The organism is Lentilactobacillus sp. SPB1-3, from assembly GCF_026913205.2.
GTDB lineage: Bacteria > Bacillota > Bacilli > Lactobacillales > Lactobacillaceae > Lentilactobacillus > Lentilactobacillus terminaliae.
In genome coordinates, this window is sequence record NZ_CP168151.1 from 570174 (window position 1) to 594860 (window position 24687).

General features: G+C 37.9%; 26 protein-coding genes. 25 read left to right on the plus strand and 1 reads right to left on the minus strand.

The window, feature by feature from the left end; translation table 11 throughout:
- The first annotated feature begins 8 nt into the window (after positions 1-8).
- The 8 genes from ligA to O0236_RS02855 all read left to right on the plus strand — a co-directional run bounded on the left by ligA (position 9) and on the right by O0236_RS02855 (position 9367).
- Complete coding sequence (gene ligA, locus O0236_RS02820; protein ID WP_268912652.1) at positions 9-2039, plus strand: NAD-dependent DNA ligase LigA; 2031 nt, start codon at positions 9-11, stop codon at positions 2037-2039.
- Positions 2040-2047: 8 nt separating this feature from the next.
- A complete protein-coding gene (locus O0236_RS02825) occupies positions 2048-3184 on the plus strand; it encodes a CamS family sex pheromone protein (RefSeq protein WP_268912739.1) in 1137 nt (378 codons plus the stop codon).
- 44 nt (positions 3185-3228) lie between these two features.
- Positions 3229-3540: an Asp-tRNA(Asn)/Glu-tRNA(Gln) amidotransferase subunit GatC gene (gatC, locus tag O0236_RS02830; RefSeq protein ID WP_268912653.1), complete on the plus strand. Its 312-nt coding sequence runs from the start codon at positions 3229-3231 to the stop codon at positions 3538-3540.
- Positions 3540-5003 (plus strand): Asp-tRNA(Asn)/Glu-tRNA(Gln) amidotransferase subunit GatA, encoded by a 1464-nt coding sequence (gatA, locus tag O0236_RS02835; RefSeq protein ID WP_268912654.1) that lies wholly within the window; start codon positions 3540-3542, stop codon positions 5001-5003. The genes gatC and gatA overlap by 1 nt, the downstream gene beginning before the upstream one ends.
- Entirely contained in the window at positions 5003-6424 is a 1422-nt protein-coding gene (gatB, locus tag O0236_RS02840; protein WP_268912655.1) for an Asp-tRNA(Asn)/Glu-tRNA(Gln) amidotransferase subunit GatB, read from the plus strand. Before gatA ends, gatB begins: the two co-directional genes overlap by 1 nt.
- A 16-nt stretch (positions 6425-6440) precedes the next feature.
- Positions 6441-7454, plus strand: a complete 1014-nt coding sequence (locus O0236_RS02845) for a diacylglycerol kinase (protein ID WP_268912656.1) — start codon at positions 6441-6443, stop codon at positions 7452-7454.
- Between the two features lie 75 nt (positions 7455-7529).
- A complete protein-coding gene (gene rlmD, locus O0236_RS02850) occupies positions 7530-8897 on the plus strand; it encodes a 23S rRNA (uracil(1939)-C(5))-methyltransferase RlmD (protein ID WP_268912657.1) in 1368 nt (455 codons plus the stop codon).
- 107 nt (positions 8898-9004) lie between these two features.
- Complete coding sequence (locus tag O0236_RS02855) at positions 9005-9367, plus strand: DUF1304 domain-containing protein (protein ID WP_268912658.1); 363 nt, start codon at positions 9005-9007, stop codon at positions 9365-9367.
- Between the two features lie 50 nt (positions 9368-9417).
- Here O0236_RS02855 and O0236_RS02860 read toward each other — a convergent pair whose 3' ends face one another.
- A complete protein-coding gene (locus O0236_RS02860) occupies positions 9418-10062 on the minus strand; it encodes an MIP/aquaporin family protein (protein WP_268912659.1) in 645 nt (214 codons plus the stop codon).
- A 334-nt stretch (positions 10063-10396) separates the two neighbouring features.
- On the opposite strand from O0236_RS02860, the gene O0236_RS02865 reads away from it, so the two are divergent.
- From O0236_RS02865 to O0236_RS02945, 17 genes are all read left to right on the plus strand, one after another.
- A complete protein-coding gene (locus O0236_RS02865; protein WP_268912660.1) occupies positions 10397-11596 on the plus strand; it encodes a quaternary amine ABC transporter ATP-binding protein in 1200 nt (399 codons plus the stop codon).
- Positions 11589-12440: an ABC transporter permease gene (locus O0236_RS02870; protein WP_268912661.1), complete on the plus strand. Its 852-nt coding sequence runs from the start codon at positions 11589-11591 to the stop codon at positions 12438-12440. The genes O0236_RS02865 and O0236_RS02870 overlap by 8 nt, the downstream gene beginning before the upstream one ends.
- An 11-nt stretch (positions 12441-12451) precedes the next feature.
- Positions 12452-13357 carry a glycine betaine ABC transporter substrate-binding protein gene (locus tag O0236_RS02875; protein WP_268912662.1) on the plus strand — a complete coding sequence of 302 codons (906 nt, stop codon included), beginning with the start codon at positions 12452-12454 and terminating at the stop codon, positions 13355-13357.
- 143 nt (positions 13358-13500) lie between these two features.
- Positions 13501-14160, plus strand: a complete 660-nt coding sequence (gene deoC, locus O0236_RS02880) for a deoxyribose-phosphate aldolase (RefSeq protein WP_268912663.1) — start codon at positions 13501-13503, stop codon at positions 14158-14160.
- Positions 14161-14184: 24 nt separating this feature from the next.
- The gene (locus tag O0236_RS02885) at positions 14185-15381 is read left to right on the plus strand and encodes a phosphopentomutase (protein ID WP_268912664.1); all 1197 of its coding nucleotides are present in this window, start codon (positions 14185-14187) and stop codon (positions 15379-15381) included.
- 11 nt (positions 15382-15392) lie between these two features.
- Positions 15393-16109, plus strand: coding sequence for a purine-nucleoside phosphorylase (deoD, locus tag O0236_RS02890; protein WP_268912665.1), 717 nt, complete (start codon positions 15393-15395; stop codon positions 16107-16109).
- A 14-nt stretch (positions 16110-16123) separates the two neighbouring features.
- Complete coding sequence (locus O0236_RS02895) at positions 16124-17071, plus strand: sugar-binding transcriptional regulator (protein ID WP_268912666.1); 948 nt, start codon at positions 16124-16126, stop codon at positions 17069-17071.
- 44 nt (positions 17072-17115) lie between these two features.
- A complete protein-coding gene (locus tag O0236_RS02900; RefSeq protein ID WP_268912667.1) occupies positions 17116-18417 on the plus strand; it encodes a pyrimidine-nucleoside phosphorylase in 1302 nt (433 codons plus the stop codon).
- 282 nt (positions 18418-18699) lie between these two features.
- A complete protein-coding gene (gene fabZ, locus O0236_RS02905) occupies positions 18700-19146 on the plus strand; it encodes a 3-hydroxyacyl-ACP dehydratase FabZ (RefSeq protein WP_268912668.1) in 447 nt (148 codons plus the stop codon).
- A gap of 79 nt (positions 19147-19225) precedes the next feature.
- Complete coding sequence (locus O0236_RS02910; RefSeq protein ID WP_268912740.1) at positions 19226-19636, plus strand: MarR family winged helix-turn-helix transcriptional regulator; 411 nt, start codon at positions 19226-19228, stop codon at positions 19634-19636.
- Positions 19636-20616, plus strand: a complete 981-nt coding sequence (locus tag O0236_RS02915; protein WP_268912669.1) for a beta-ketoacyl-ACP synthase III — start codon at positions 19636-19638, stop codon at positions 20614-20616. Before O0236_RS02910 ends, O0236_RS02915 begins: the two co-directional genes overlap by 1 nt.
- A 34-nt stretch (positions 20617-20650) precedes the next feature.
- The gene (locus O0236_RS02920) at positions 20651-20893 is read left to right on the plus strand and encodes an acyl carrier protein (protein ID WP_268912670.1); all 243 of its coding nucleotides are present in this window, start codon (positions 20651-20653) and stop codon (positions 20891-20893) included.
- Positions 20894-20902: 9 nt separating this feature from the next.
- Entirely contained in the window at positions 20903-21820 is a 918-nt protein-coding gene (locus O0236_RS02925) for an ACP S-malonyltransferase (RefSeq protein ID WP_268912671.1), read from the plus strand.
- The gene (locus O0236_RS02930) at positions 21817-22548 is read left to right on the plus strand and encodes a 3-oxoacyl-ACP reductase family protein (protein WP_268912672.1); all 732 of its coding nucleotides are present in this window, start codon (positions 21817-21819) and stop codon (positions 22546-22548) included. Before O0236_RS02925 ends, O0236_RS02930 begins: the two co-directional genes overlap by 4 nt.
- A 13-nt stretch (positions 22549-22561) precedes the next feature.
- On the plus strand, positions 22562-23791 hold the full coding sequence (gene fabF / locus O0236_RS02935) for a beta-ketoacyl-ACP synthase II (RefSeq protein ID WP_268912673.1): 1230 nt from the start codon (positions 22562-22564) through the stop codon (positions 23789-23791).
- Between the two features lie 4 nt (positions 23792-23795).
- Entirely contained in the window at positions 23796-24266 is a 471-nt protein-coding gene (gene accB, locus O0236_RS02940) for an acetyl-CoA carboxylase biotin carboxyl carrier protein (RefSeq protein WP_268912674.1), read from the plus strand.
- A gap of 4 nt (positions 24267-24270) precedes the next feature.
- Entirely contained in the window at positions 24271-24687 is a 417-nt protein-coding gene (locus O0236_RS02945; protein WP_268912675.1) for a 3-hydroxyacyl-ACP dehydratase FabZ family protein, read from the plus strand.

A 24687-nucleotide genomic window follows, 5' to 3' on the forward strand; every position in this document is an offset into this window, starting at 1 on the left:
GTAAGGATATGACGGCTGAAAAAATCGATGAAAATTCAGCTAGAAGTCAAGCTGCTGAATTAAGAGCTAAGTTAAATAAATGGGCGGATGAGTATTATACCTATGACGCTCCCAGTGTCGAAGATGCAGAGTATGATTCAACCTATCAAAGATTAGTTGAACTTGAAACTGCATTTCCTAATATTGTCGAGCCTGATTCGCCAACTCAAAAGGTTGGAGATCATACGTTACCTGGATTTAGTAAAGTTACGCATGACATTCCAATGTTGTCATTGGGAGACGTATTTTCAGAATCCGAATTAGCTGAGTTTGTTGCTCGATTAACTGACAATGAGGCCGTTGGATTTGAATATAACTGTGAATTAAAAATTGATGGTTTAGCTATTTCGTTGCGATATGAACAAGGAAAATTGGTTCAAGGTTCAACCAGGGGAAACGGTCAAATCGGTGAGGATATCACTGAAAATTTAAAGACCATTAAGTCGATTCCTCAAACCTTGACTCGACCAATTGACATTGAAGTTCGTGGTGAATGTTACATGCCTAAAGAATCTTTTGTGAATTTGAATGAGCAACGTCAAAGAGATGGTAAGCCACCATTTGCCAACCCACGAAATGCTGCCGCTGGAAGTTTACGGCAGTTAGATTCCAAAGAAACTGCCAAACGAAAATTAAGCACGTTTATGTATAATGTTGCTAATTATGATGATTTAGAAACTAATACTCAAAGCGGGCTGTTGGCGGAATTAAGTGATCTAGGTTTCACAACTAATCCGGATTCGCGAGTTGCGACATCCATGGATGAAATAGATGACTATATTAAAGAATTTAACGAAAAACGAGATAGTTTGGCTTATGGCATCGATGGTATCGTGATAAAAGTTAATGATTTAACCATGCATGCTAAGTTGGGAGCTACGGTTAAGGTACCTCGTTGGGCAATTGCTTATAAGTTCCCACCAGAAGAAGCTCAAACCGTAGTCAGAGATATTGAATGGACAGTTGGTAGAACGGGTGTTGTCACACCAACCGCTGTCATGGATCCAGTAGAATTGGCAGGGACTACGGTTGCCAGAGCATCACTTCATAATCCTGATTATTTGAATGAAAAGGGTATTCGCATTGGGGATACCGTGGAACTTCATAAGGCTGGGGATATTATTCCAGAAATTTCAAAGTACTTACCTGATAAACGTCCGGATGATAGTGTAGTTTATGAAATCCCAACACATTGTCCATCTTGTGGTTCAGAACTAGTTCATTTAGATGATGAGGTTGCTTTGAGATGTATTAATCCACAATGTCCAGCTCAATTGGCTGAAGGCTTAACTCACTTTGCTTCAAGAAATGCCATGAATATCGATGGTTTGGGTCCAAAGATTATTGCTCAACTATTTGCGAAGCACTTGGTTGATGATGTTAGTGGGTTATACAAGTTAACTATGCCTGAACTACTAACTCTAGATAAATTCGGTGATAAGTCAGCCACTAACCTGTTAAATTCAATTGATACCAGTCGAAATAATTCATTAGAAAGACTGCTTTTTGGATTAGGAATTAGGCATGTGGGTGCCAAAGCTGCTAGATTAATTGCTCAAAAGTTTAAAGATATTGATGAGATTATCGATGCTGATGCCTCAGACATTTCAGAAATTGATACAATGGGTATGATTATTGCTGATAGCGTGGCCACATACTTTTCTCAACCAGAGTCAGTTGAGCTGATTGAACGCCTTAAACAAGTTGGTGTGAATATGCAGTATCTTGGAGACAGTCCAGAAGATATCGCCGCCACCGATTCTTTCTTTAATGGTAAAAAAGTCGTCTTAACTGGTAAGCTACAGGCTACCTCTCGTGGTGCAGCTAGCGAATGGTTGGAAAATCATGGAGCTAAAGTTGTGGGATCAGTATCTAAAAACACGGATTTGGTTGTTGTTGGGGCAGATCCTGGTAGTAAGTATGAAAAGGCTGTTCAGCTAGGAATCGATATTTGGAATGAGGAACAATTTGTTTCTGAAATGAATAAAGAGAATCAATAATGGAGGAAATTTCAGTGAAAAAAGTATGGATGGCAATTTCAGTCGCACTGATGGGGATGTTATTGGCGGCTTGTGGAAGTGCTGATAGTTTAAATGATAACGGTAAATCATCCAATTCAAACAAAACTGAATTAACAGGTCAAACCGACAGTGGCTACTATCAAGGTGTGATTAAAAACGGTCGTTACCAAACTAGTAAATCACGTGGCGTTAGTGTTTCTCAGGTTTCTAACCAGTTAAATATTAAGAGTTTTGAAAATGGTTTGTTGAATATTTCAAAAAAAGAATTTTCAACTAAGAAGTATGTCTTTCAAGAAGGTCAATACTTATCTACTAATACCGTAGAAAATTGGCTTGGAAGAAAATCAAAAGCCAATCCTACTGGATTAAATCCTACCAAGGCCAAGAAATCAGCAGCATACGTTCCTAACTACTTATCACAAATTAGTGAACAAGATTTTATGACTGCTAACGGTCAAAAATTGTCACTTTCAGGAATTACGATTGGTTTAGCAATTAACTCAGTTGATTACTACACTAAAACTGCGAATGGACCAACTTTAGAAGATAATATTTCGGATGCCCAAGTTAAGCAACAGGGTAAAGCTATTGCTAATCAGGTGCTACAACGTTTACGAGCAAAGAGTGCACTTAAGAATGTTCCAATTGTGATTGCTTTGTATAAACAAGCATCTGATGATAGTTTAGTCGGTGGTAATTTCTTCGCTTACTCAGTTAATAACAGCGGTTCAACTAAAGTTTCTAACTGGAGTAACGTTAATGAAAAGAATTACGTGTTCCCAATTCAATCCGGTAAATCATCTCCAAACAAGAATGATGAAGATGCATTTGATAACTTTAAGTCACAAGTTCAAAATTTCTTTCCTAATTTGAGTGGAGTAACCGCACAGGCACAATATAGTGGTAATACACTAAACGGAATGAACGTCAGCATCACCACACAATTCTATAGCCAAACAGAAATTATTAGTTTTACACAGTACTTGCAACAAGCAGCACAAAAGTATCTACCTGGAAATGCCCCAATTGACATCACAGTTCAGTCAACTGATGGAATCCAAAGCTTCTTAAGTAGAAAAACTGGTGAAAAGAACTTTACGTCGCATATTTTTAACAGTTACTGATATGGTAAAATGTCACTTGTGATTAATTGAAAGGAAGGGTCGAAATGAGCGAAAGAATTTCAGAAAACCAAGTAAACCACGTTGCTCAATTAGCAAAATTAAAATTGGAAGCTGATCAGCTTCCATATTTTACTGAGCAATTAGACAAAATTATTGGAATGTTCGAAACCTTAAGTAAAGTTGATACTGAAGGTGTTGAACCAACCACTAGTGTTAGTGACCAATTAAACACTATGAGAGAAGATATTGCTGATAACTGGAATCAACGAGCTGAGTTACTAGATAACGCTCCTGACGCTGAAAATGGCTACATCAAGGTTCCTGCAATTATCGACGAAAGTGGGGATAACGAATAATGAATTATTTTGACCAATCATTAAGCTCAATTCATGAAAAATTAGTTAACAAAGAAATTACTTCTGAAGAATTAACTAAACAAACCCTCGCTAACATTGCTGATGTTGATAAGGATATCAATGCTTTTATCAATGTTGATGAAGAGGGTGCTGTAAAGCATGCTCAAGCAGTTGATGAGGCTGGTATCGATGCTGATAATTTGTTGTCAGGGATGCCAATTGCATTAAAGGATAATTTGGTTACCAAGGGATTTACAACTACAGCTGCATCAAAAATGTTAGCTGACTTCAAGCCAATTTATAATGCCACTGTTGTCGACAAATTGGCTAACCTAAATGCAATCAATGTTGGTAAAACCAACATGGATGAATTTGCAATGGGTGGCTCAACTGAAAATTCTGCCTTTAAAATTACTCATAACCCATGGGATACTACTAAAGTTCCAGGTGGTTCATCAGGTGGTTCTGCTGCTGCAGTTGCTGCTGGTGAAGTTATCGCTGCTTTGGGATCAGATACTGGTGGTTCAATTCGTCAACCTGCATCATTTAATGGTGTCGTTGGGATGAAGCCAACATATGGCCGTGTTTCTCGTTGGGGACTGATTGCCTTTGGTTCATCATTGGATCAAATCGGACCAATTACTAGAAATGTTGAAGATAACGCAACGTTATTAAATGCCATTGCTGGCCATGACGAACATGATATGACTAGTTCTGATAAGGAAGTTCCTGATTTCACAGCTAATTTAAATGCTGGTGTTAAGGGAATGAAGATTGGAATTCCAAGTGAATTCATGGCTGCTGGAATTGATGATGCTGTTAAGCAAACAGTTCTAGATGCTGCTGAAACCTACAAAAAATTAGGTGCTACTGTAGAAGAGGTATCATTACCAAATACCGAATATGGAGTGGCAGCTTATTACATCATCTCATCATCAGAAGCTTCATCTAACTTACAACGTTTTGACGGTATCCGTTATGGTTATCGTGCTGAAGGTGTTAAGAATCTTGAAGATTTGTATGTTAAGTCTCGTTCAGAAGGATTTGGTGATGAAGTTAAGAGAAGAATTATGCTGGGAACATTTTCACTTTCAGCTGGTTTTTATGATGCATACTTCAAGAAGGCTGCTCAAGTTAGAACGTTAATGATCAACGACTTTACCAATGTCTTTAAAGATTACGACCTAATTTTGGCACCAACTGCTCCAACACCTGCATACGGAATTGGTGAAGACGTGAGTGACCCAATGACTATGTACATGAACGATGTATTGACATTACCAGTTAACCTTGCCGGCCTTCCAGGAATGTCAATTCCCGCTGGCTTTGCTGATGGTCTTCCTGTTGGTGTGCAATTGATTGGTAAACCTTTTGATGAAGCAACCATTTATCAAGCTGGTAACGCTTTTGAACAAGCTACTGATTTTCATAAACAAACACCAAAGATGGGAGGAAATAACTAATGAATTTTGAAACAACAATTGGACTTGAAGTCCACGTGGAGTTAAAAACTAACTCGAAAATTTTTAGTCCATCTCCCGTTGAATTCGGTGATGATCCTAACTCAAATACCAACGTTATTGATTGGGGTTATCCTGGTGTCTTACCTTCAACTAACAAAGGAGTCGTTGAATCAGGAATTAAAGCTGCTTTAGCTTTACATGCTGATATCGAACGCCACCCACATTTTGACCGAAAAAACTATTTCTATCCTGATAACCCAAAAGCTTATCAAATCACTGAATCTGAAACCCCTCTAGGACATGATGGTTATGTTGAAATCGAGGTAGATGGTAAGAAGAAGCGTATTGGTATTCAAGAACTTCATATTGAAGAAGATGCTGGTAAGAATACCCACAGCAATCAATATTCTTATGTTGACTTAAACCGTCAAGGAACACCATTGGTCGAAATTGTTTCTAAACCAGATATCGCCTCACCAGATGAAGCATATGCTTACTTAGAAGAACTTCGTCAGGTTATCCAATTTACTGGTGTTTCTGATGTTAAGATGGAAGAAGGATCAATGCGTGTGGACGTTAATATTTCAATTCGTCCAGTTGGTCAAAAGGAATACGGAACCAAGACTGAGCTTAAGAACTTAAACTCATTCAATTATGTTCGTAAAGGTTTAGCTTATGAGGAGCAACGCCAACAACGATTGTTGATGTCTGGGGAAGTAATTCAACCAGAAACTCGTCGTTTTGATGAAACTACTGGTCAAACAATCTTAATGCGGGTCAAGGAAGGCGCCGATGATTATCGTTACTTCCCAGAACCTGATCTACCAGCATTGGATATTTCTCAGTCATGGATTGATTCTATCGAAAAGGATCTTCCAGAAGCACCTAAAAAACGTCGTGATCGCTATGTAAATGAATTAGGAATCACTGATTATGATGCAATGGTGCTGACTCAGACTAAGGAAATGTCTGATTTCTTTGACGAAATGGTATCTCGTGGAGCTGATCCTAAATTATCAGCTAACTACCTACAAGGTGACGTTAATGCGTTCTTGAATGATAACCACGTTGATTTACAAAAAACAGACATTACTGCTGAAAACTTAGCAACAATGGTTAAATTAATCACTGATGGAACTATTTCATCTAAGATGGCTAAAAAAGTCTTCAAAGCCGTTTCTGAAGGTAAAGAACCTAAGGCGTTTGTTGAAGAAAAGGGTATGGTGCAACTTTCTGACCCTGCTCAAATTCAACCGATCGTGGATGAAGTTCTTGCAGATAATCCTCAATCAGTTGAAGATTTCCATAATGGTAAGGATCGAGCAATCGGTTTCTTAGTTGGCCAAATTATGAAGAAGACACAAGGAAAAGCAAATCCATCAGTAGTTAACAAGTTATTAATTGCATCAATGAATAAATAGAAGGACAGGTAAGGGTATGCGTAAACGTGCCAGAGTAATTTATAACCCAACATCTGGAAGGGAATTATTAAAGCAAAAGCTAGTTGATATTCTGAATGTTTTTGAGCAAGCAGGATACGAAACTAGTGCTTTTGCAACAACCCCAGAGCATGATTCAGCTAAGAATGAAGCTAGTCGAGCTGGACAAGAAGGATTTGATTTAGTTGTTGCTGCCGGTGGTGATGGTACAATCAACGAAGTCGTCAATGGACTAGCGCCATTAAAAAAACGACCAAAGATGGCCATTATCCCAGCGGGAACAACCAATGATTACGCTAGAGCGTTGCATATTCCCCGTGAAGATCCTGTTGAGGCAGCTAAGGTTGTCTTAAAAAAACAAATGATTCGTATGGACGTTGGTAAAGCTGATGAAAATTACTTTATCAATATTGCAGCTGGTGGTTTATTAACTGAGCTGACATATGATGTTCCTTCGGATTTGAAAACATTATTTGGCTACCTAGCTTATTTAGTTAGAGGTGCTGAACTATTACCCAGAATTCGACCAATCGAGATGGACATTAAGTATGATGATGGTGAATTTAAGGGTAAGGCTTCAATGTTCTTCTTGGCATTAACTAATTCAGTGGGTGGTTTTGAACAAATTGTTCCTGATGCTGCTCTAGATGATGGTAAGTTTACATTGATCATTGTTAAAACAAGTAATTTGGTTGAAATTATGCATTTGGCTGCTAAGGTGATTAACGGCGGAAAGCATATTAATGACCCTAGAATTATTTATAAAAAAACAAAGAAAGTTGTCGCTAAACCAGTTAAGAATCGAATGCAGATTAACCTTGACGGTGAGTACGGTGGCGACGCTCCCATGAAGTTTGTAAACTTGAAGCAACATATTGAAATGTTCGCTAACCTAGACGATATGCCAAATAAGGCGTACACTGATGACAGTGAAGAACTAATTAACTTAGAAAAGACATTTATTGAAAATGTCGATAAGCTTCCAGATAATGATACTGATGTTAATAACTAAGAGATAAAATAAGGGATTGCGTGGCGGTTAACTTTGCTTCGCAATTTTTATTTGGTTAAAGGAAAAGGTGCATACATGAAATTTACGGCCCCAGTTGCCAAGAACGAAACTTATGAAGTAACGATTCAAGACTTAACTTATGAAGGGATGGGTGTTGCCAAGATTGAAGATTTTCCAATCTTTATTGAAAATGCTTTAGTCGGTGAAAAGGTAATTACCTTGATTACTAAAGTTAAGAAAAACTTCGCATTCGGGCGAGTGGACAAGGTTTTAGTTGAAAGTTCAGACCGAGTTCATGGAATCGAAAAGGCATATACTCAAACTGGGATTACTCCATTACAACATTTAAAATACCCGGCACAATTAAAGTTTAAGCAACATCAAGTCCAAGTTGATTTTGATAAATTAAAGATTCCTGCCGAAGTTAATGAAACTATCGGTATGGAAGATCCATTCCATTACCGAAACAAGGCTCAAATTCCGGTTAGAAATGTTAATGGATTGCTATCAACTGGTTTTTACAAGAAACATTCACACGAAATGATTCCGTTAGAAGACTTTAAGATTCAAGACGAAAGAATCGATAAAGCAGTCCTAATCGTGCGTGACATTCTTCGTAAGTTCCAATTAGAAGCTTATGATGAACGTAATCATACTGGAGTTATTCGGAATATTATGGTGCGAGTTGGTAAGTACTCTGGCGAAATGATGATTGTGTTAGTTACCAGAACTAAAAAGTTGCCTAGTGTCGAAGAAATCACCCGACAAATCAACGAACAAATTCCTGGTTTGACTAGTTTGATTCAAAATATCAATCCTGAGAAGACTAACGTAGTGTTAGGCAAAAAGAATGTTTTATTAAGCGGTGTTGATCGAATTCATGATCAATTAATGGGATTAGACTTTGAAATTTCAGCTAACTCATTCTATCAAGTTAATCCGGTACAAACTGAAAAGTTGTATCAATTAGCAATTGATAAGGCTGAATTGACCAAGGATGATGTTGTTATCGATGCTTATAGTGGTATTGGTACCATTTCATTGTCTGTTGCTAATTCAGTGAAGCAAGTTTACGGTGTCGAAGTAGTTGAAGACGCTGTGAAAGATGCTGAAACCAATGCTAAAATCAACAAGATCAAAAATGTTAAGTTTGTTGTTAACAAAGCAGAAGAGCAGATGGAAAAATGGCAAGCTGACGGTTTGAAACCGGATGTTGTTATTGTTGATCCGCCACGTAAGGGCCTTGCTGAATCATTGATTAAGAGTGTTGCTGACATGAATCCTAAACGTGTAGTTTATGTATCATGTAATCCTGCTACGTTGGCTCGTGACGTTAAGTTATTTGGCGACTTCGGTTATCATCTTAATCAACCGGTTCAACCAGTGGATCAATTCCCACAAACAGTTCACGTTGAAAGTGTTTCTGTTTTAGAAAAAGCTTAAATCACTCCATCAAATAAAGTTTAAAGTAAAATAAAACTGTTATCTCAATGCAATTGATTGGGATAACAGTTTTTTTGTTTATACTAAAAATATGGGGGAAAATTGACATGAGCATTATTATCAAAATATTGGGCACTTTGGTTGCTTTGGAATACTTTTATATTTTATACCTTGAGACATTTGCCACGGCATCTAAGCTTACGGCTAAAGTTTTTAACCAAACACAAGAGGAACTACGACGGCCTACTGTTAATACATTATTAAAAAATCAGGGTGTGTATAACGGTTTGATTGGCGGTTTGATATTCTTAGCAATCTTTTTATATGGCAGTCAACCAGCATTGATGCTTTTGATGATCTATACGGTGCTAGTTGCTATTTATGGCGGAATTACTAGTAATCCTAAGATTATTTTATTGCAGGGTGGCGTGGCGATGATCACGTTGATTGCTATCTTGTTGGGACTATAGAAGTTTCCACAAAAAAAGACGTTACTATTTAGTAACGTCTTTTCGTTTGATTAATTTTCAAAGTATCTTGCAACAAAAGCAGCTAAGATAGCACCAATTTCTGGAGCTACTAGGAATACCCAGTAATGTGATAGAGCTGAACCACCAGCGAAGATTGCTGGCCCAAATGATCTAGCAGGGTTCAATGAACCACCAGTTAAGTTCAAGGCAATGATAATCAAGAATGCAAGAGCAATTCCGATGATTAATCCTGCCATGTTTGGGTTGCCAAATTTATCACTAGTAACCAACAAAATAATAGTTACAAAGATGAATGTGATCAAGATTTCCACAATAATGGCTGTGAGAGAAGAAATATTAGGAAAATCATTTTGACCTAGAGAAGTACTTGGTAAACCAAGAGATTTAACGAAGTACAACACGAAGGCAGAACCAACGATTGCACCAACAAATTGGGAAACGATGTAACCAATTGCGTTAGGCAAATCAATCTTATGATTGATCCACATTGCGGTTGTAACAGCGGGGTTAAAGTGACCACCAGAAACAGCACCAAATGAGTATGCTGAAATAGTGATTGCTAATCCAAAGGCAAGTCCAATTGCTAAAACATCACCCTTGGCGATAACTACGGTACCAGTTCCTAGTAAAACTAGGATCATCGTACCAAAAAATTCTGCAAGAAATTTTTTCATGACTATTCTCCTATAAAATAAAATATAATTGCGTTTATTATGCTAAATTATATTGTCCATGTATGTCAAGGATATTTACCATACATAGAACGGATTCCGTTGAAATGAAACGTTTTTTGTAAAAAAGTGCATAAAATTTTCTAGATAAGTATAATCACTGTGAACACTGATTTGAAGCCGGTTTGGTCTGCATAAGTAATTATATAAAAGAGATAATCATTTGAATTAGTTAGCTGATTTTGTTACGGTTGTATCTGTTAATTTATTTTTTGAGGACTTATTTAAGTGCTTATAAAAATAAATTTTTTATTTTAAAGAATGTAAGGAGGAGCACATGACAACTAAACTTCAAGTGCAAAATCTTACCAAAATATTTGGTCGCCGGATTGGCCGGGCCCAAGAATTAATTGATGCTGGTAAGTCAAAGGCTGAAATCCTCGAACAAACAGGATCTACAGTCGGTGTTAAAAATGCTAGTTTTGAGGTTAATGAAGGAGAAATCTTCGTTATCATGGGACTTTCTGGTTCAGGTAAGTCAACAATGATACGAATGATCAACCGATTGATCGAACCTACATCTGGTCACATCTTAATTGATGGCCAAGATTTAACAAATCTAAGCAAGAAAGAATTATTAGAAGTTCGTAGAGAACAAATGAGTATGGTTTTTCAAAGCTTTGCCTTACTCCCAAACAGAACAATTATTGAGAACACCGCTTATGGTTTGGAAGTTAAAGGTGTTGGTAAAGAAGAACGATTACAACGAGCTCATGATGCGTTGGAACTAGTTGGATTACATGGTTATGATGATCAGTTACCAACCCAATTATCTGGTGGGATGCAACAACGAGTTGGCTTAGCTAGAGCTTTAGCTAATGATACAGAAATCCTATTAATGGATGAAGCATTTTCCGCTTTGGATCCACTTAATCGTAAGGATATGCAAAATGAACTTTTGGATCTTCAAGAGAACTTGCATAAAACGATTGTCTTCATTTCTCATGACTTAAATGAAGCTTTGAGGATTGGTGATCGGATTATGATTATGAAGGACGGTGAGATCGTCCAAACTGGAACACCTGAAGAAATCTTGACACAACCAGCTGATGCTTATGTTGAAAGATTTATCGAAGATGTTGATCGGACAAAGGTCTTGACTGCTGCAAACGTTATGATTCGTCCGAATACAGTTAATATTGATAAAGATGGTCCAAGAATCGCCATTCGCCGAATGCGTGAGAATGAAATTTCGTCAGTTTATGTAGTGAATAGTAAACGCGAGTTTGTGGGAATAGTTGATGCAAAACATGCCTTAGACTTGATTGAAAAGGGTGAACGTAAGTTAGATTCTATTGTTGAAAAGGACATTCCAACAACACAAGAAGACACTCCAATCACAACGATTTTGGATCAAATTTCTAAATCTCCGTTCCCATATGCCGTGGTTGATAAACAAAATCATTTATTAGGAATCATCATTAGAGGCGCCGTTCTTGGTGCAATTTCAGGAAATGAGGTGACTGAAGATGAATAACATTCCTCAATTACCAGTAGCACAATGGATTGATAGCTTAGTTAAATGGTTATCAGGTTTTGAAGGATTCTTTAATGCCATTACTAACTTTATTGGTGGCATCGTTGATGGTTTTCAATGGGTCTTTGACATTATTCCAATTTGGTTAGCAATCGTTTTGATTGCAGGATTAACTTATTATCTACTTAGAGATCGCAAGCATTGGTCAATGATCGCGTTCGAAGTGGTTGGTTTGTTATATATTTGGAATCAGGGTTATTGGCGTGACATGACGCAAACACTAACATTGGTACTTACTTCAAGTTTGATTGCGTTAATTATTGGTATCCCAATAGGTATTTGGATGGCTAAGTCCAATACGGTTCAACTAATTGCTAAACCAATTTTGGACTTTATGCAGACCATGCCTGCCTTTGTTTATTTGATACCAGCCGTTGCCTTCTTTGGTATTGGGATGGTACCAGGGGTTATTGCCTCTGTTATCTTCGCTATGCCACCAACAGTTCGGATGACAAACTTGGGAATTCGCCAAGTGCCAAACGAATTGATAGAGGCTGCTGATTCATATGGTTCAACATCATGGCAGAAATTGATTAAAGTACAATTACCCTTGGCCAAATCAACCTTAATGGCTGGTGTTAACCAGAGTATGATGCTATCACTTTCAATGGTTGTTATTGCTTCAATGATCGGAGCCATGGGCTTAGGAAACAAAGTTTACTTTGCCGTTGGTAGAAATGATGCCGGAAGCGGTTTTGCTGCCGGATTAGCAATTGTTATTTTAGCCATCATTTTGGACCGAGTAACACAGGCAATCAACAAAACCCCATCAGATAAATCATAGGAGGGGTTAATATGTTAAAAAAAATTACTAAATTAACGACATTCCTCGCATTAGGTGTCTTGGCTGTTGTTTTGGCTGGATGCTCAAGTCAAACAGCTAAATATAATCCTAATGAACCAGTTGGTAAGCAAATCAATTACACGATAACTGGAATTGATGCTGGTGCAGGAATTATGGCCAGTACTCAAAATGCCATCAAAGACTATGGTTTGGATAAGGGTAACTGGCAGTTGCAAACCAGCTCAACGGCTGCAATGACTAGTACGTTAGACAAAGACTATAAGAAAAAATTACCAATTGTTATCACTGGTTGGACACCTCATTGGATGTTCACTAAATATAAACTCAAATTCTTAAAAGATCCTAAAAATGTCTATGGTAAAGCTGAAGACATTCATACGATTACCAGAAAGAATTTAAAACAAGATAAGCCTGAAGCATACGAAATGCTTGATCGTTTTCACTGGACCCCTAAACAGATGTCATCTGTTATGATCAAGGTGAATAACGGTGAAGAACCATCACAGGCTGCTAAAAATTGGATTAAGAACAATTCTAAACAAGTTTCCGAATGGACTAAGGGAATTAAGCATGTTCACAATCAGTCAATCAAAATGACATACGTTGCCTGGGATTCTGAAATTGCCTCAACCAATGTGGTTGCCCAAGTTTTAAAATCTTTAGGTTATAAAGTTACTATTCAAGCGATGGAAATGCAGCCTATGTGGGCCGCAGTTGCCGGAAATGATGCTGATGCAATGGTTAGTGCTTGGTTACCTAAAACGTCTGCAGTTTTCTATAAAGATTACCGTAGTCAAATCGATGATCTTGGAATTAACTTACGTGGTGCTAAGGTTGGTTTAGCCGTTCCTTATTACATGACCAACGTTAATTCAATTGAAGATTTAAAGAAATAACAGTTTCATAGCTAATCAAAAGAGTGAATCGTCATATGGCGATTCACTCTTTTTGTTTGAACCAATTTTCTATAAAAGCGTTTACATTTGTTCAGAATTCAGATATGATTGATTTATAAGAAATGAAAGGGGTTACATTTATTATGACACTTACAAATTCAGAATTAGCAAAGTACTTAGATCACACTAATTTAAAACCAGATGCTACAAGAGAGAGCATTATCGAAACTTGCGAGGAAGCCGTTAAATATAACACCGCTTCCGTTTGTGTAAATTCACACTGGATTCCATTAGTAGCTGAAAAGTTGCAAAACAGTGATGTTAATCCAATTACAGTAGTTGGCTTCCCATTAGGCGAAACTAACACCGAAACTAAGGTTTTTGAAGCCCAAACATCCATCGATGATGGTGCCGAAGAAGTTGATATGGTAATCAATATTGGTGAATTGTTGGACGGTAACACTAAATTTGTAACCGAAGATATCAAAGCAGTTGCAGATGCTGTTCATGAAAAGGGCAAACTACTAAAAGTTATTTTAGAAACTTCATATTTAAACAATGATCAAATCGTTGCCGGATGTAAAGCTTCTGAAGAGGCAGGTTCAGATTACGTTAAAACATCAACTGGTTTTTCTTCTGCTGGCGCTAAGCTTGAAGACGTTAAGTTGATGAGAGAAACAGTCGGCGACAGATTAGGGGTTAAGGCTTCTGGTGGAATTCATTCTAAAGAAGAAGCTTTGGCAATGATCGATGCCGGTGCGAGTCGATTAGGAGTTAGTGCCACTGTTAAGATTCTTTCATAATTAGAAATTATTTTAGGGGGTAATTTGATGACTAAAAAATATAAACGAATTTTCGGAATAGTATTAGATTCTGTTGGTACTGGTGAAGCAGCTGATGCAGCAAAATACGGGGATGTTGGCTCAGATACTCTTGGGCATGTTGGTGAAGCCTATAAAGGTGATTTGAAGATTCCAAACTTACAAAAAATGGGTTTGGCTAATTTAAGAGACAAACCAATTCTAGGTGTTGATAAAGTTGACCGTTCCTTAGGATATTATGGCAAAATGAAAGAAATTTCAGCCGGAAAAGATAGTATGGACGGCCATTGGGAAATGATGGGATTACCTGTTGAACAAGCTTTGAGTACATTTCCAAATGGTTTTCCAAACTCAATCATTAAACAAATCGAAGACTTTTCTGGTCGTAAAGTGATTGGTAACCGTCCAGAATCTGGAACGAAAATCATCGCTGAACTCGGGGAAGAACAGATGAAAACTGGAGATTTGATTGTTTATACCTCTGGAGATTCTGTATTGCAAATCGCTGCCCATGAGGATGTTATTCCTTTGGAAGAACTCTATCGAATCTGTAAATTCGCTAGATCCATTGTGAACGGACCAGAATATATTGTTGGTAGAATTATTGCTCGACCATACGTTGGTCCTGATAAGAATCACTTTACTAGAACAGCTAACCGTCATGATTTCACACTCGAACCAACTGGAACAACTGATTTAGATTACTTACAAACAGCCGGAGTTCATACGGTTGGAATCGGTAAGATAAATGATATTTTCTCAGGTCATGGAATAGATGAAGGATATCATAATGAAAGTAATATGGATGGCATGGATCACGTAGATCATGTTATGGCAGAAGACTTTGAGGGATTCTGCTTCACTAATTTGGTTGATTTTGATGCTATGTATGGTCATCGTCGTAATCCAATTGGCTTTGGACAAGCATTGATGGACTTCGACAAACGATTAGAACGTGTTTTGAATAATCTAAAAGATGATGATTTACTTTTGATTACAGCAGACCACGGAAATGACCCTGGTTTCACCGGTAGTGACCATACTAGAGAATATGTTCCATTACTTGCATATTCACCATCGATGTCTCAGACGGACAGTCTAGGGGTTAGAGACACCTTTGCAGACTTTGGTGCAACAATTTTAGATAATTTTGATGTCACAGGTAATCCTGTAGGCACAAGTTTTCTTGATAAATTGAAATAGGAGGCGAAAAGATGAGTACACATATTGGAGCAAAAAAAGGTGAAATTGCAGAAACTGTCTTAATGCCAGGAGATCCATTAAGGGCTAAGTTCATTGCAGACAATTTCTTGGAGGACGTAGTTCAATACAGTAGCGTAAGAAATATGTTTGGTTTTACAGGAACTTATCAAGGTAAAAGAATTTCTGTTCAAGGTTCAGGAATGGGTATTCCTTCATTGGCGATTTATACAACAGAATTAATCAAAGAATATGGTGTTAAAACAATTTATCGAGTTGGTAGTTGTGGTGGTATGAGTCCTGATGTTCATATGCGAGACATTATTTTAGGCCAAGCGGGGACAACGGATTCATCAATTATTGAAAATACTTTTGGACCCAATATGTATTATTCACCAATTGCCGATTTTGAATTGTTGGACTCTGCATATCATGTTGCAGAAGAAATGGGAATCAAGACAAAAGTTGGTAATATTTTTGCGGCAGATCGTTTTTATAATGATGAAATCGATACGCAAAAGTTGATTGATTACGGCGTCTTGGCAACTGAAATGGAAACAAGTGGTCTCTATTTGTTAGCAGCTAAATACCATGTTCGGGCGTTGACGATTTTAACCGTGTCAGATCATTTACTGACGGGTGAGGCAATGTCGGCCAAAGATCGGGAAACTTCATTTGATGAAATGATGAGATTGGCTTTAAATACTGCTGTTAAAAATATTAAAGACTAATTGAGGTGGTTTGAGTGGCAGTTAATCGGGATATTGATAAGTTAAAACTAAGTTTGCAAGTGGCAGAAATGTATTATCAAGATAACGCAAGTCAATCCGACATTGCGGCGTCTTTGAATATTTCAAGGCCAACAGTTTCTCGATTGCTGCAATACGCTAAGGAAACTGGCATCGTTAAAATTCAAATAGTTAATCCTGTAGTGAGTGTTCAAGTACTGGCAGATAAATTACACGAAAAGTATGGGGCTGAGTTTCATGTAGTTCCAAATAACTATGTTGGAACTAGCTCGATTCAAGACAGTGTTGGTAAATATGCGGCTGATTATCTGACTTCGATAGTAAAACCTCAAGATGTGATCGGCATTGGTTGGGGTAAGACTATTCATAGTGTTACCAGCCATTTGGAAGATCAGTTTGTGCCAGGAGTCAGAGTAGTTCAATTAAAAGGTAGTGTGAGCTTTGCCAATGAGAAAACTTATGCGCATGAGAGTGTGGAGGAATTGGCTAAGGCTTATCACGTCACGCCTGAATATTTACCATTACCAGTGATTTTTGACAATTTAGCTACTAAGCAGATGGTCGAACAAGATCGATATATTAATAATATTTTGACTCTTGGAAAAGATGCTAACATTGCGTTATTTACTGTCGGAACTGTCAGGTCTGAAGCGCTGGTTTTTCAATTAGGTTATTTTGATGAATCAGAAATTAAACATCTACAAAGTGCGGCCGTAGGAGATATCGTCTCTCGGTTTATTGATGGTCAAGGCCGGGTGGTGGATCCGAAAATTGATGCTCGGACCATTGGAATTGATTTAAGTGATCTGCAGAAAAAAGAACATGCCATTTTGGTTGCGTACGGTAATCAAAAAACTGCTGGAGTTCATGCAGCACTAAAAGCAGGTTATACAAATTGTGTAATTCTTGATCAAACACTTGCCCAATTATTATTAGATTTTTAATGATCAAAGTTTTGTAAGCGGTTACCCAAAGCGGAGGAAATTTTATGAGAATGGTAGATATTATTCATGCAAAACGTTCGGGATCAGAATTAACTGATGATCAGTTACAATTCTTCGTAGACGGCGTCGTCAGTGGAGAAATTCCTGATTACCAGACGAGTGCATTATTAATGGCAATTTATTTTCAAGGGATGACTGACAGAGAGCAGTCAACATTGACGATGAAGATGATGGAGTCAGGAGATCATCTTGATTTAAGCGCTATTCCTGGCGTCAAAGTTGATAAACATTCAACTGGTGGAGTTGGTGATAAGGTAAGTATTCCACTAGCAGCCGTGGTGGCTTCGTTGGGAATTCCTGTGCCCATGATTTCTGGTCGAGGTTTGGGACACACAGGCGGCACTTTAGATAAATTAGAAGCGATTCCTGGTTATCAAGTCGAGATTTCTGAACAGGAATTTATTGATCAAGTGACTAAAGATAAATGTGCAATTATCGGTGCAACAGGTAATATTGCTCCGGCGGATAAGAAAATATATGCCCTCCGAGATGTTACTGATACAGTTGACTCCATTCCGTTGATTGCTGGTTCCATCATGAGTAAGAAAATCGCATCCGGGACTGATGCACTAATTATCGATGTCAAAACAGGTTCAGGAGCATTTATGAAAACTCTTGATGATTCGCGTAATTTGGCAAAGGCATTAGTTGGTATTGGCAAAGGTGTGGGCATGCAATGCATGGCTATGATTACTGATATGAATCAGCCGTTGGGGAACGCTATTGGTAACGCCTTAGAAATTAAAGAGTCTATTGAATTACTAAAGAATAATGGCCCACACGATTTGGTGGAATTAACCACAACAATTGGTGGTTATATGGCAGTCATGGGTAAGGTAGCCAGCACACCTGAAGATGGTAAACAAATGTGCCAGGAAGTCATCGAAAATGGTCAAGCTCTAGCTAGTTTTAAGAAAATGATTGCTGATCAACATGGTAATGAAACTGTAGTTGATGATCCTGATAAAGTTTTGCCACAGGCTAAGTATCAGATTGAACTTCCTGCAAAAGTTACTGGTGTCGTGTCTAAAATTGTGGCTGATGAAGTGGGTATTGCCAGCATGTTGCTTGGCGGTGGTCGTCAAAAAGCTGATGATAAATTGGATTATTCAGTTGGAATTTACCTTCACCACAAGATTGGTGATGCCATTCAGTCCGGTGAATCATTGTTAACGATTTACAGTAATCGAGAAAATGTCGATGATATCAAACAGCTCCTATATGATAATATCGAAATTTCTGATTCTGCCTCAGCACCAACTTTAATTTATGAAACAATTGAATAAAATTAAGAACCTCCGGTAGTCATACCGGAGGTTCTTTGTTAGCTAGCAAAAACATTTCAAATAAAAAAATTTTTGGATATTTAATTGTCGTCAATCGTTTATCTCTGTAAGAGATTGCCAAGCCAAAGAAATATTATCTAAAAAATTTAGTTTGATATTCAAACTAAATTATATTATTATGACTATCGTCCACTAAGGACGTTTTATTTTCACCTAATAGTTTGACTTTCAAACTAAATTTAAGTGTTATATTTCACTTAAAAAAACAAGGAGAAATAACGAATGAGTGTTTTAGATACGTCAGAAATTATGGATTTAATCCCTAATCGATATCCGATTTTGTTTATGGATAAAGTTGATGAGTTGAATCCAGGGGAATCGATTACGGTAACCAAGAACGTAACGATCAACGAAGAATTCTTTCAAGGACATTTTCCTGGTAACCCTGTAATGCCTGGAGTTTTAATTATCGAGGCACTTGCTCAAGCAGCATCCATTTTGATTTTAAAATCTGATGATTTTAAAGGAAAAACTGCTTATCTTGGAGCCATTGATAATGCTAAATTCAGAAAAGTTGTTCGACCAGGAGATGTTCTAAAGCTACATGTTGATTTGGAGAAAGTCCGATCAAACATGGGCACAGTTAAGTGTTCTGCTAACGTTGATGATAAGGTTGCTTGTTCTTGCAAATTAACATTTATCGTCGCAGATGCTGACAAGAAACTATAATTTTTGGAGGTAGATTGATCTAGTGGCTGATCGAAGCATAGAAGAGAAGAAATCCGATTTTAATTTTATTAGTGAATCAATGATTGATGTGTACGACAGTATTATGCGAATTGAGGAATCCGAAATTCGCAAAAGTCGTTTTAAAGATGTTACTGCCAAAGAATTGCATTTAGTTCATGCAATTGGTCTTCATAGACAAAGAGCCACTACCGAGGTTGCTAACTACTTAAAACTCAGCAAGGGGACTTTGACGGCAAATATCAATACGTTAGTCCGTAAAGGTTATGTGATGAGAATCCCCAACCAAATTGATCGGCGAATCATTAATTTAAAACTGACTGATAGGGGTCGACTTTTGTATCGTGCCCACAGTGCATTTCATTCGACACTAGTTAAAAGTGTTTTAGACGGATTTTCAGATGACAATATTGAAGTTATTGAGCAGGTATTAAAAAAATTATTGAAATTTATTGATGAGGTATCTGACTAATGAAATATGAAAATATTTCTGTTCTCCAATCAGCGAGAAAAATTCCGGATCGGGTAGTTACCAATGATGATTTAGCCAAAATGATGACCACTTCAGATGAATGGATTACCCAACGAACTGGAATTAAGCGACGACATGTTGCTAACACGGAAACAACTACAAGTTTGTGTATTGATGTTAGTCGTGAACTGATAGCGGAGTCTGATATCGATCCTGTTGATATTGATTATATTGTTGTCGCTACTATGTCCCCCGATTACTTAACTCCATCAGTTGCTGCTACAGTTCAAGGCGAGATTGGGGCTAGTAATGCCGTCGCATTTGATTTAAATGCAGCTTGTTCTGGATTTTCTTACGGACTTTCAGTAGTTCAAAACTTATTGGTAAGTGATGAACCAAAAAAAGCTATCTTAATTGGTGGCGAGGTTTTGAGCAAGCTGATTGACTGGCATGATCGCAGTACGGCAGTTTTATTTGGCGATGGTGCCGCAGGAATGTTACTGGCAAATAGCAGTAATGCTGGAGCAATTTTAGGCACTGATTTAAATACCCTAGGCGATTTGGGCAAGTATTTAACCGCTGGTCAAACTGGAGAAGTTACACCATTTCAAACTAAACAAACAGAATTTAATAGATTTTTTACCATGAATGGTCGGCGAGTTTACAATTTTGCTGTTAAGAACGTGCCTGTCTCAATTGAGGCGGCATTGAAAAAGGCTGATTTATCACTTGCTGACGTGGATCACTTTGTTTTGCACCAAGCTAACATCAGAATTATTGAGAGAATTGCTGAAAAGCTGGAAGTTGATTTTGACAAATTTGATACTAACATCAGCGAATACGGGAATACCGCGGCAGCTAGCGAACCAATTTTGTTCGATGAGTTAGTTAAGGCCAACAAAATAAAGCGTGGAGATATCGTGGTTCTCTCCGGTTTCGGTGGGGGATTAACGATTGGCACAATCGTATTAAGATACTAATTTTATTTATTAAAAACATTTGGAGGATTTTAAAATGACTAAAGAAGAAGTATTCAATAACGTAAAGACAATTATCGTGGACCAATTAGATGTGGACGCAGACAAGGTTAAAGAAACAACTAATTTTAAAAATGACTTGGATCTTGATAGTTTAGATATCTTTGAAATTGTTGATAAGTTAGAAGATACATACGAAATTGAAATTGAAACAGATGATGGCATGTCAACAGTTGGCGAATTAGTAGATTACGTTACCGAACAAGTTAACAAAAAGTAGGCCATTGTTTTGAAATTAGGATATCTATTTAGCGGTCAGGGGAGTCAATTTGAAGAAATGGGTCAGGATCTTTACAGAGCTGAACCACTGTATAAGCAAACTGTAGATGAAGCCACGGATGTTTTAGGTATGGATCTGAGCAATGCAATGATTTTCGATGATCCTAATAATATTCAAGTAGCAATATTGACGATGAGTACCGCTATTAATCGGGTAATCGCACAGGATATTGAAGCTCCCATCGTGGCAGCGGGATTAAGTTTGGGTGAATACAGTGCTTTAGTTGCGGCCCGAGCAATGTCGTTTAGTGATGCATTGAAATTAGTTCGAGATCGCGCACATTACATGGAAATAGCTGGCAAAAACAATCCTGGCAGAATGACTGCAGTGTTAAACGCTGATGATCATTTATTAGCTGAAGCACTGAACTTTGGTAATGTAAATGGTCGTGTTTTTCCGGCAAATTACAATACTAATTCACAAGTAGTTATTGGTGGGGATGAAACTGGTGTCAGCCAGGCGTCAGAATACCTGAAGCAACATGGGGTAAAGCGTGTTATCCCAATGAAAGTTGCTGTTGCTTCTCACACTCCATTAATGATCGAGGCTAGTGAAAAATTGGGTAAAAGACTGTCAGAGGTTGAATTTCATGAGCCTGTATTTCCGGTCATTAGCAACACTATTTCCGCACCATTTACTAAAGATAATCTTGAACAAACTTTGAGGCGACAACTGATTGAGCCAACTCATTTTGCCGACGGAGTGCAAATCATGACTAATTTGTCAGCTGATACTTTTATCGAATTAGGACCGGGAGCAACTTTAAGCAAATTAATTAAAAAAATTAATCGATCTGTTGATACTTATCATGTAGATAGTGTTTCAACGTTGACAGACTTGAGAAATCAATTGGGGGAAGGTAAATGACATCTGATAACCGTGTGGCGTTAGTTACTGGTGCTGCCAAGGGAATTGGCTTGGCCACAGCTAAACGTTTGTATGACGATGGTTTTACTGTTGTAGTTAATACTCATTCAGAACTTTCAAGTGAGCAAAAAAATGCATTTGAAGAATCTTCGTATGATTTCGATTTAGTTGTTGGCGATGTATCCGACGATAACGCAGCTAAAACGATGGTGGATAATGTTTTTGAAAAATTCGGCAGAATTGACATTTTAGTCAACAATGCTGGAATTACTAAAGATAAGTTGCTAACTAGAATTAATATCGATGATTTTAAAACCGTGATTGATACCAACTTAGTTGGGACCTTCAATATGACTAAATATGTCATGAAATACATGCAAAAGCAGCGGTCGGGATCAATCGTTAATCTTTCAAGCATCTCAGGAATTCATGGAAATATTGGCCAAGCAAATTACTCAGCTAGTAAAGCTGGCGTAATCGGTCTGACCAAGACAGCTGCTCGTGAAGGGGCATTGAGAGGAATTCGTGTGAATGCTGTTGCACCTGGAATGGTCCGGACAGATATGGTTGAGGCAATGAGTGAGAAACGTCAGCAGGAATTCGCAGAAAGTATTCCTTTGAAAAGATTTGGAAACGTTTCTGAAATTGCTGATGCGGTTTCATTCTTAGCAAATAATGATTACATTACTGGCCAAGTATTGACAGTCGATGGCGGTTTAACTATTTAAAAGGAGCACGTTTATGAATAGAGTTGTTGTTACAGGAATCGGAACGGTTAATCCGTTAGGAAACGATGTTGAGTCATTCTTAAATAATATGTTTGATTCTAAAGTTGGAATTACTGAGATCACTAAGTTCGATGCTTCTGGTACTGGAATCACGGTGGCTGGTGAAGTTAAGGACTTTGATCCAACTGTTAGATTAGATAAGAAATCGTCTCGCAGAAATGATGCCTTCAGTAATTACGCTGTTTATAGCGCTAAAGAAGCAATGGAAATGGCTGGATTAAATGAAGATAATCTTGATCCTTATCAACTAGGTGTTATTTACGGTTCCGGAATTGGTGGCTTAACTACGATTGAAGAACAAGTTATTAAAATGCATGACAAGGGACCCAAGCGAGTATCACCACTGTTTGTTCCTAATTCTATTGCTAATATGGCTGCTGGAAATATCGCTATTGAATTTAATGCTTTAAATACTAGCCAAGCAGTTGTTACTGCCTGTTCATCAGGAACTAATTCAATCGGTAATGCATTTGAATTCATCAAATCTAGTAAGGCAGATGTAATGATCGCTGGTGGTTCAGAGGCCTCAGTTAATGAAATTGGTATCGCAGGTTTCGCGGCTTTAACAGCTTTAAGTAAGAATGAAGATCCATTGCGGGCTTCAATTCCTTTTGATAAAGATCGGGATGGATTTGTTCTTGGCGAGGGTGCCGGAACATTGATCTTGGAAAGTTATGACCATGCAAAAAATCGTGGTGCTAACATCCTTTGCGAAATCGTTGGTTACGGCACAACAAGTGATGCATATCATATGACCGCACCGGATCCAGAAGGCCGTGGTGCTATTCGTGCAATGCAACAGGCATTGGATGAAGGAAATATTGATGCCAGTGAAGTAGATTATATCAATGCTCATGGAACTAGTACTAAAGCTAATGATAGTGCGGAATCTAAAGCTATTATGAGTGTTTTTGATGACAATGATCATGTCAAGGTAAGTAGTACCAAATCAATGACTGGCCACTTGCTTGGTGCCGCTGGTGCTATCGAAGCAGTTGCAGTTGTTGGTGCAATTCAAAGAAACCAAATGCCAGTGAATGTCGGTTTGAGACATCAAGATGAAGAATGTCCTGTTGACCTAGTTACTGAGGACAACAAGAATGGTGTCGTTAACGTTGCAATTAGTAATTCATTTGGTTTTGGAGGACATAACGCTGTATTGGCATTCAAGGGAGTTGAATAGCCTGATGGATGAAAAATCAATTGAGAAATTAATGGAAAAATTTGATCAATCATCGATGATGAATTTTGAACTTCAGGATGATGATTTTAAGTTATCACTAAGTAAACGTGAATCAGCAGAACCAACAATCATTGGCAATGCTGAACAAGTTGATCGCAGCTCGAGTTCGACCGATATTGAAGCAACTGAAAGTACTGATGATGCCAATGGTAGTTTGCCAACTGAAAATACTGAAGCAGTTGAAATCAAAGCACCATTAGTGGGAGTTGTTTACTTTTCTCCGAGTCCAGAAAAGCCCGCTTTTAAGGCGATTGGCGATCATGTTTCTAAAGGTGAAGTTGTTTGTGTGATTGAAGCAATGAAGATGATTAATGAAGTTAAAAGTAATGTGGCTGGTGTAATTACAAACACGTTAGTTGAAGATGGGTCAATGGTTGAGTTTGACCAACCCATTTTTCAAGTTGAGGAGGAATAGGTAAATGAGTTTGGAAGTTCAAGATGTGATCCCTCAACGTTACCCATTTCAAATGATTGACTATTTCAATGAGGTCACTCCTGGGAAAAGTGCTAGTGCAACCAAGTTATTGACTATCAATGAATGGTTCTTCGCTAATCAACCCCAAGATAATTTAGTAGTTCCTAGGCCTATTTTAATCGAGGCAGTTGCGCAAACTGGTGTTGCTGCCATATTGAGTATGGATGAATACGCAGGAAAAAATGTTTTCTTTGGTGGTATTAGATCTGCGAAGTTTACAGATGATTTCAGGCCAGGAGACAAGTTGACCATGGTAGTTACCTTGCAGAAACTGAAGTTAAATGTTGGTGTTGGTCATGGAGAAATTTTTCGAGAAGGCCAGATGATTGCAGAAGCTGAGCTAGTATTTGCAATTGAATAG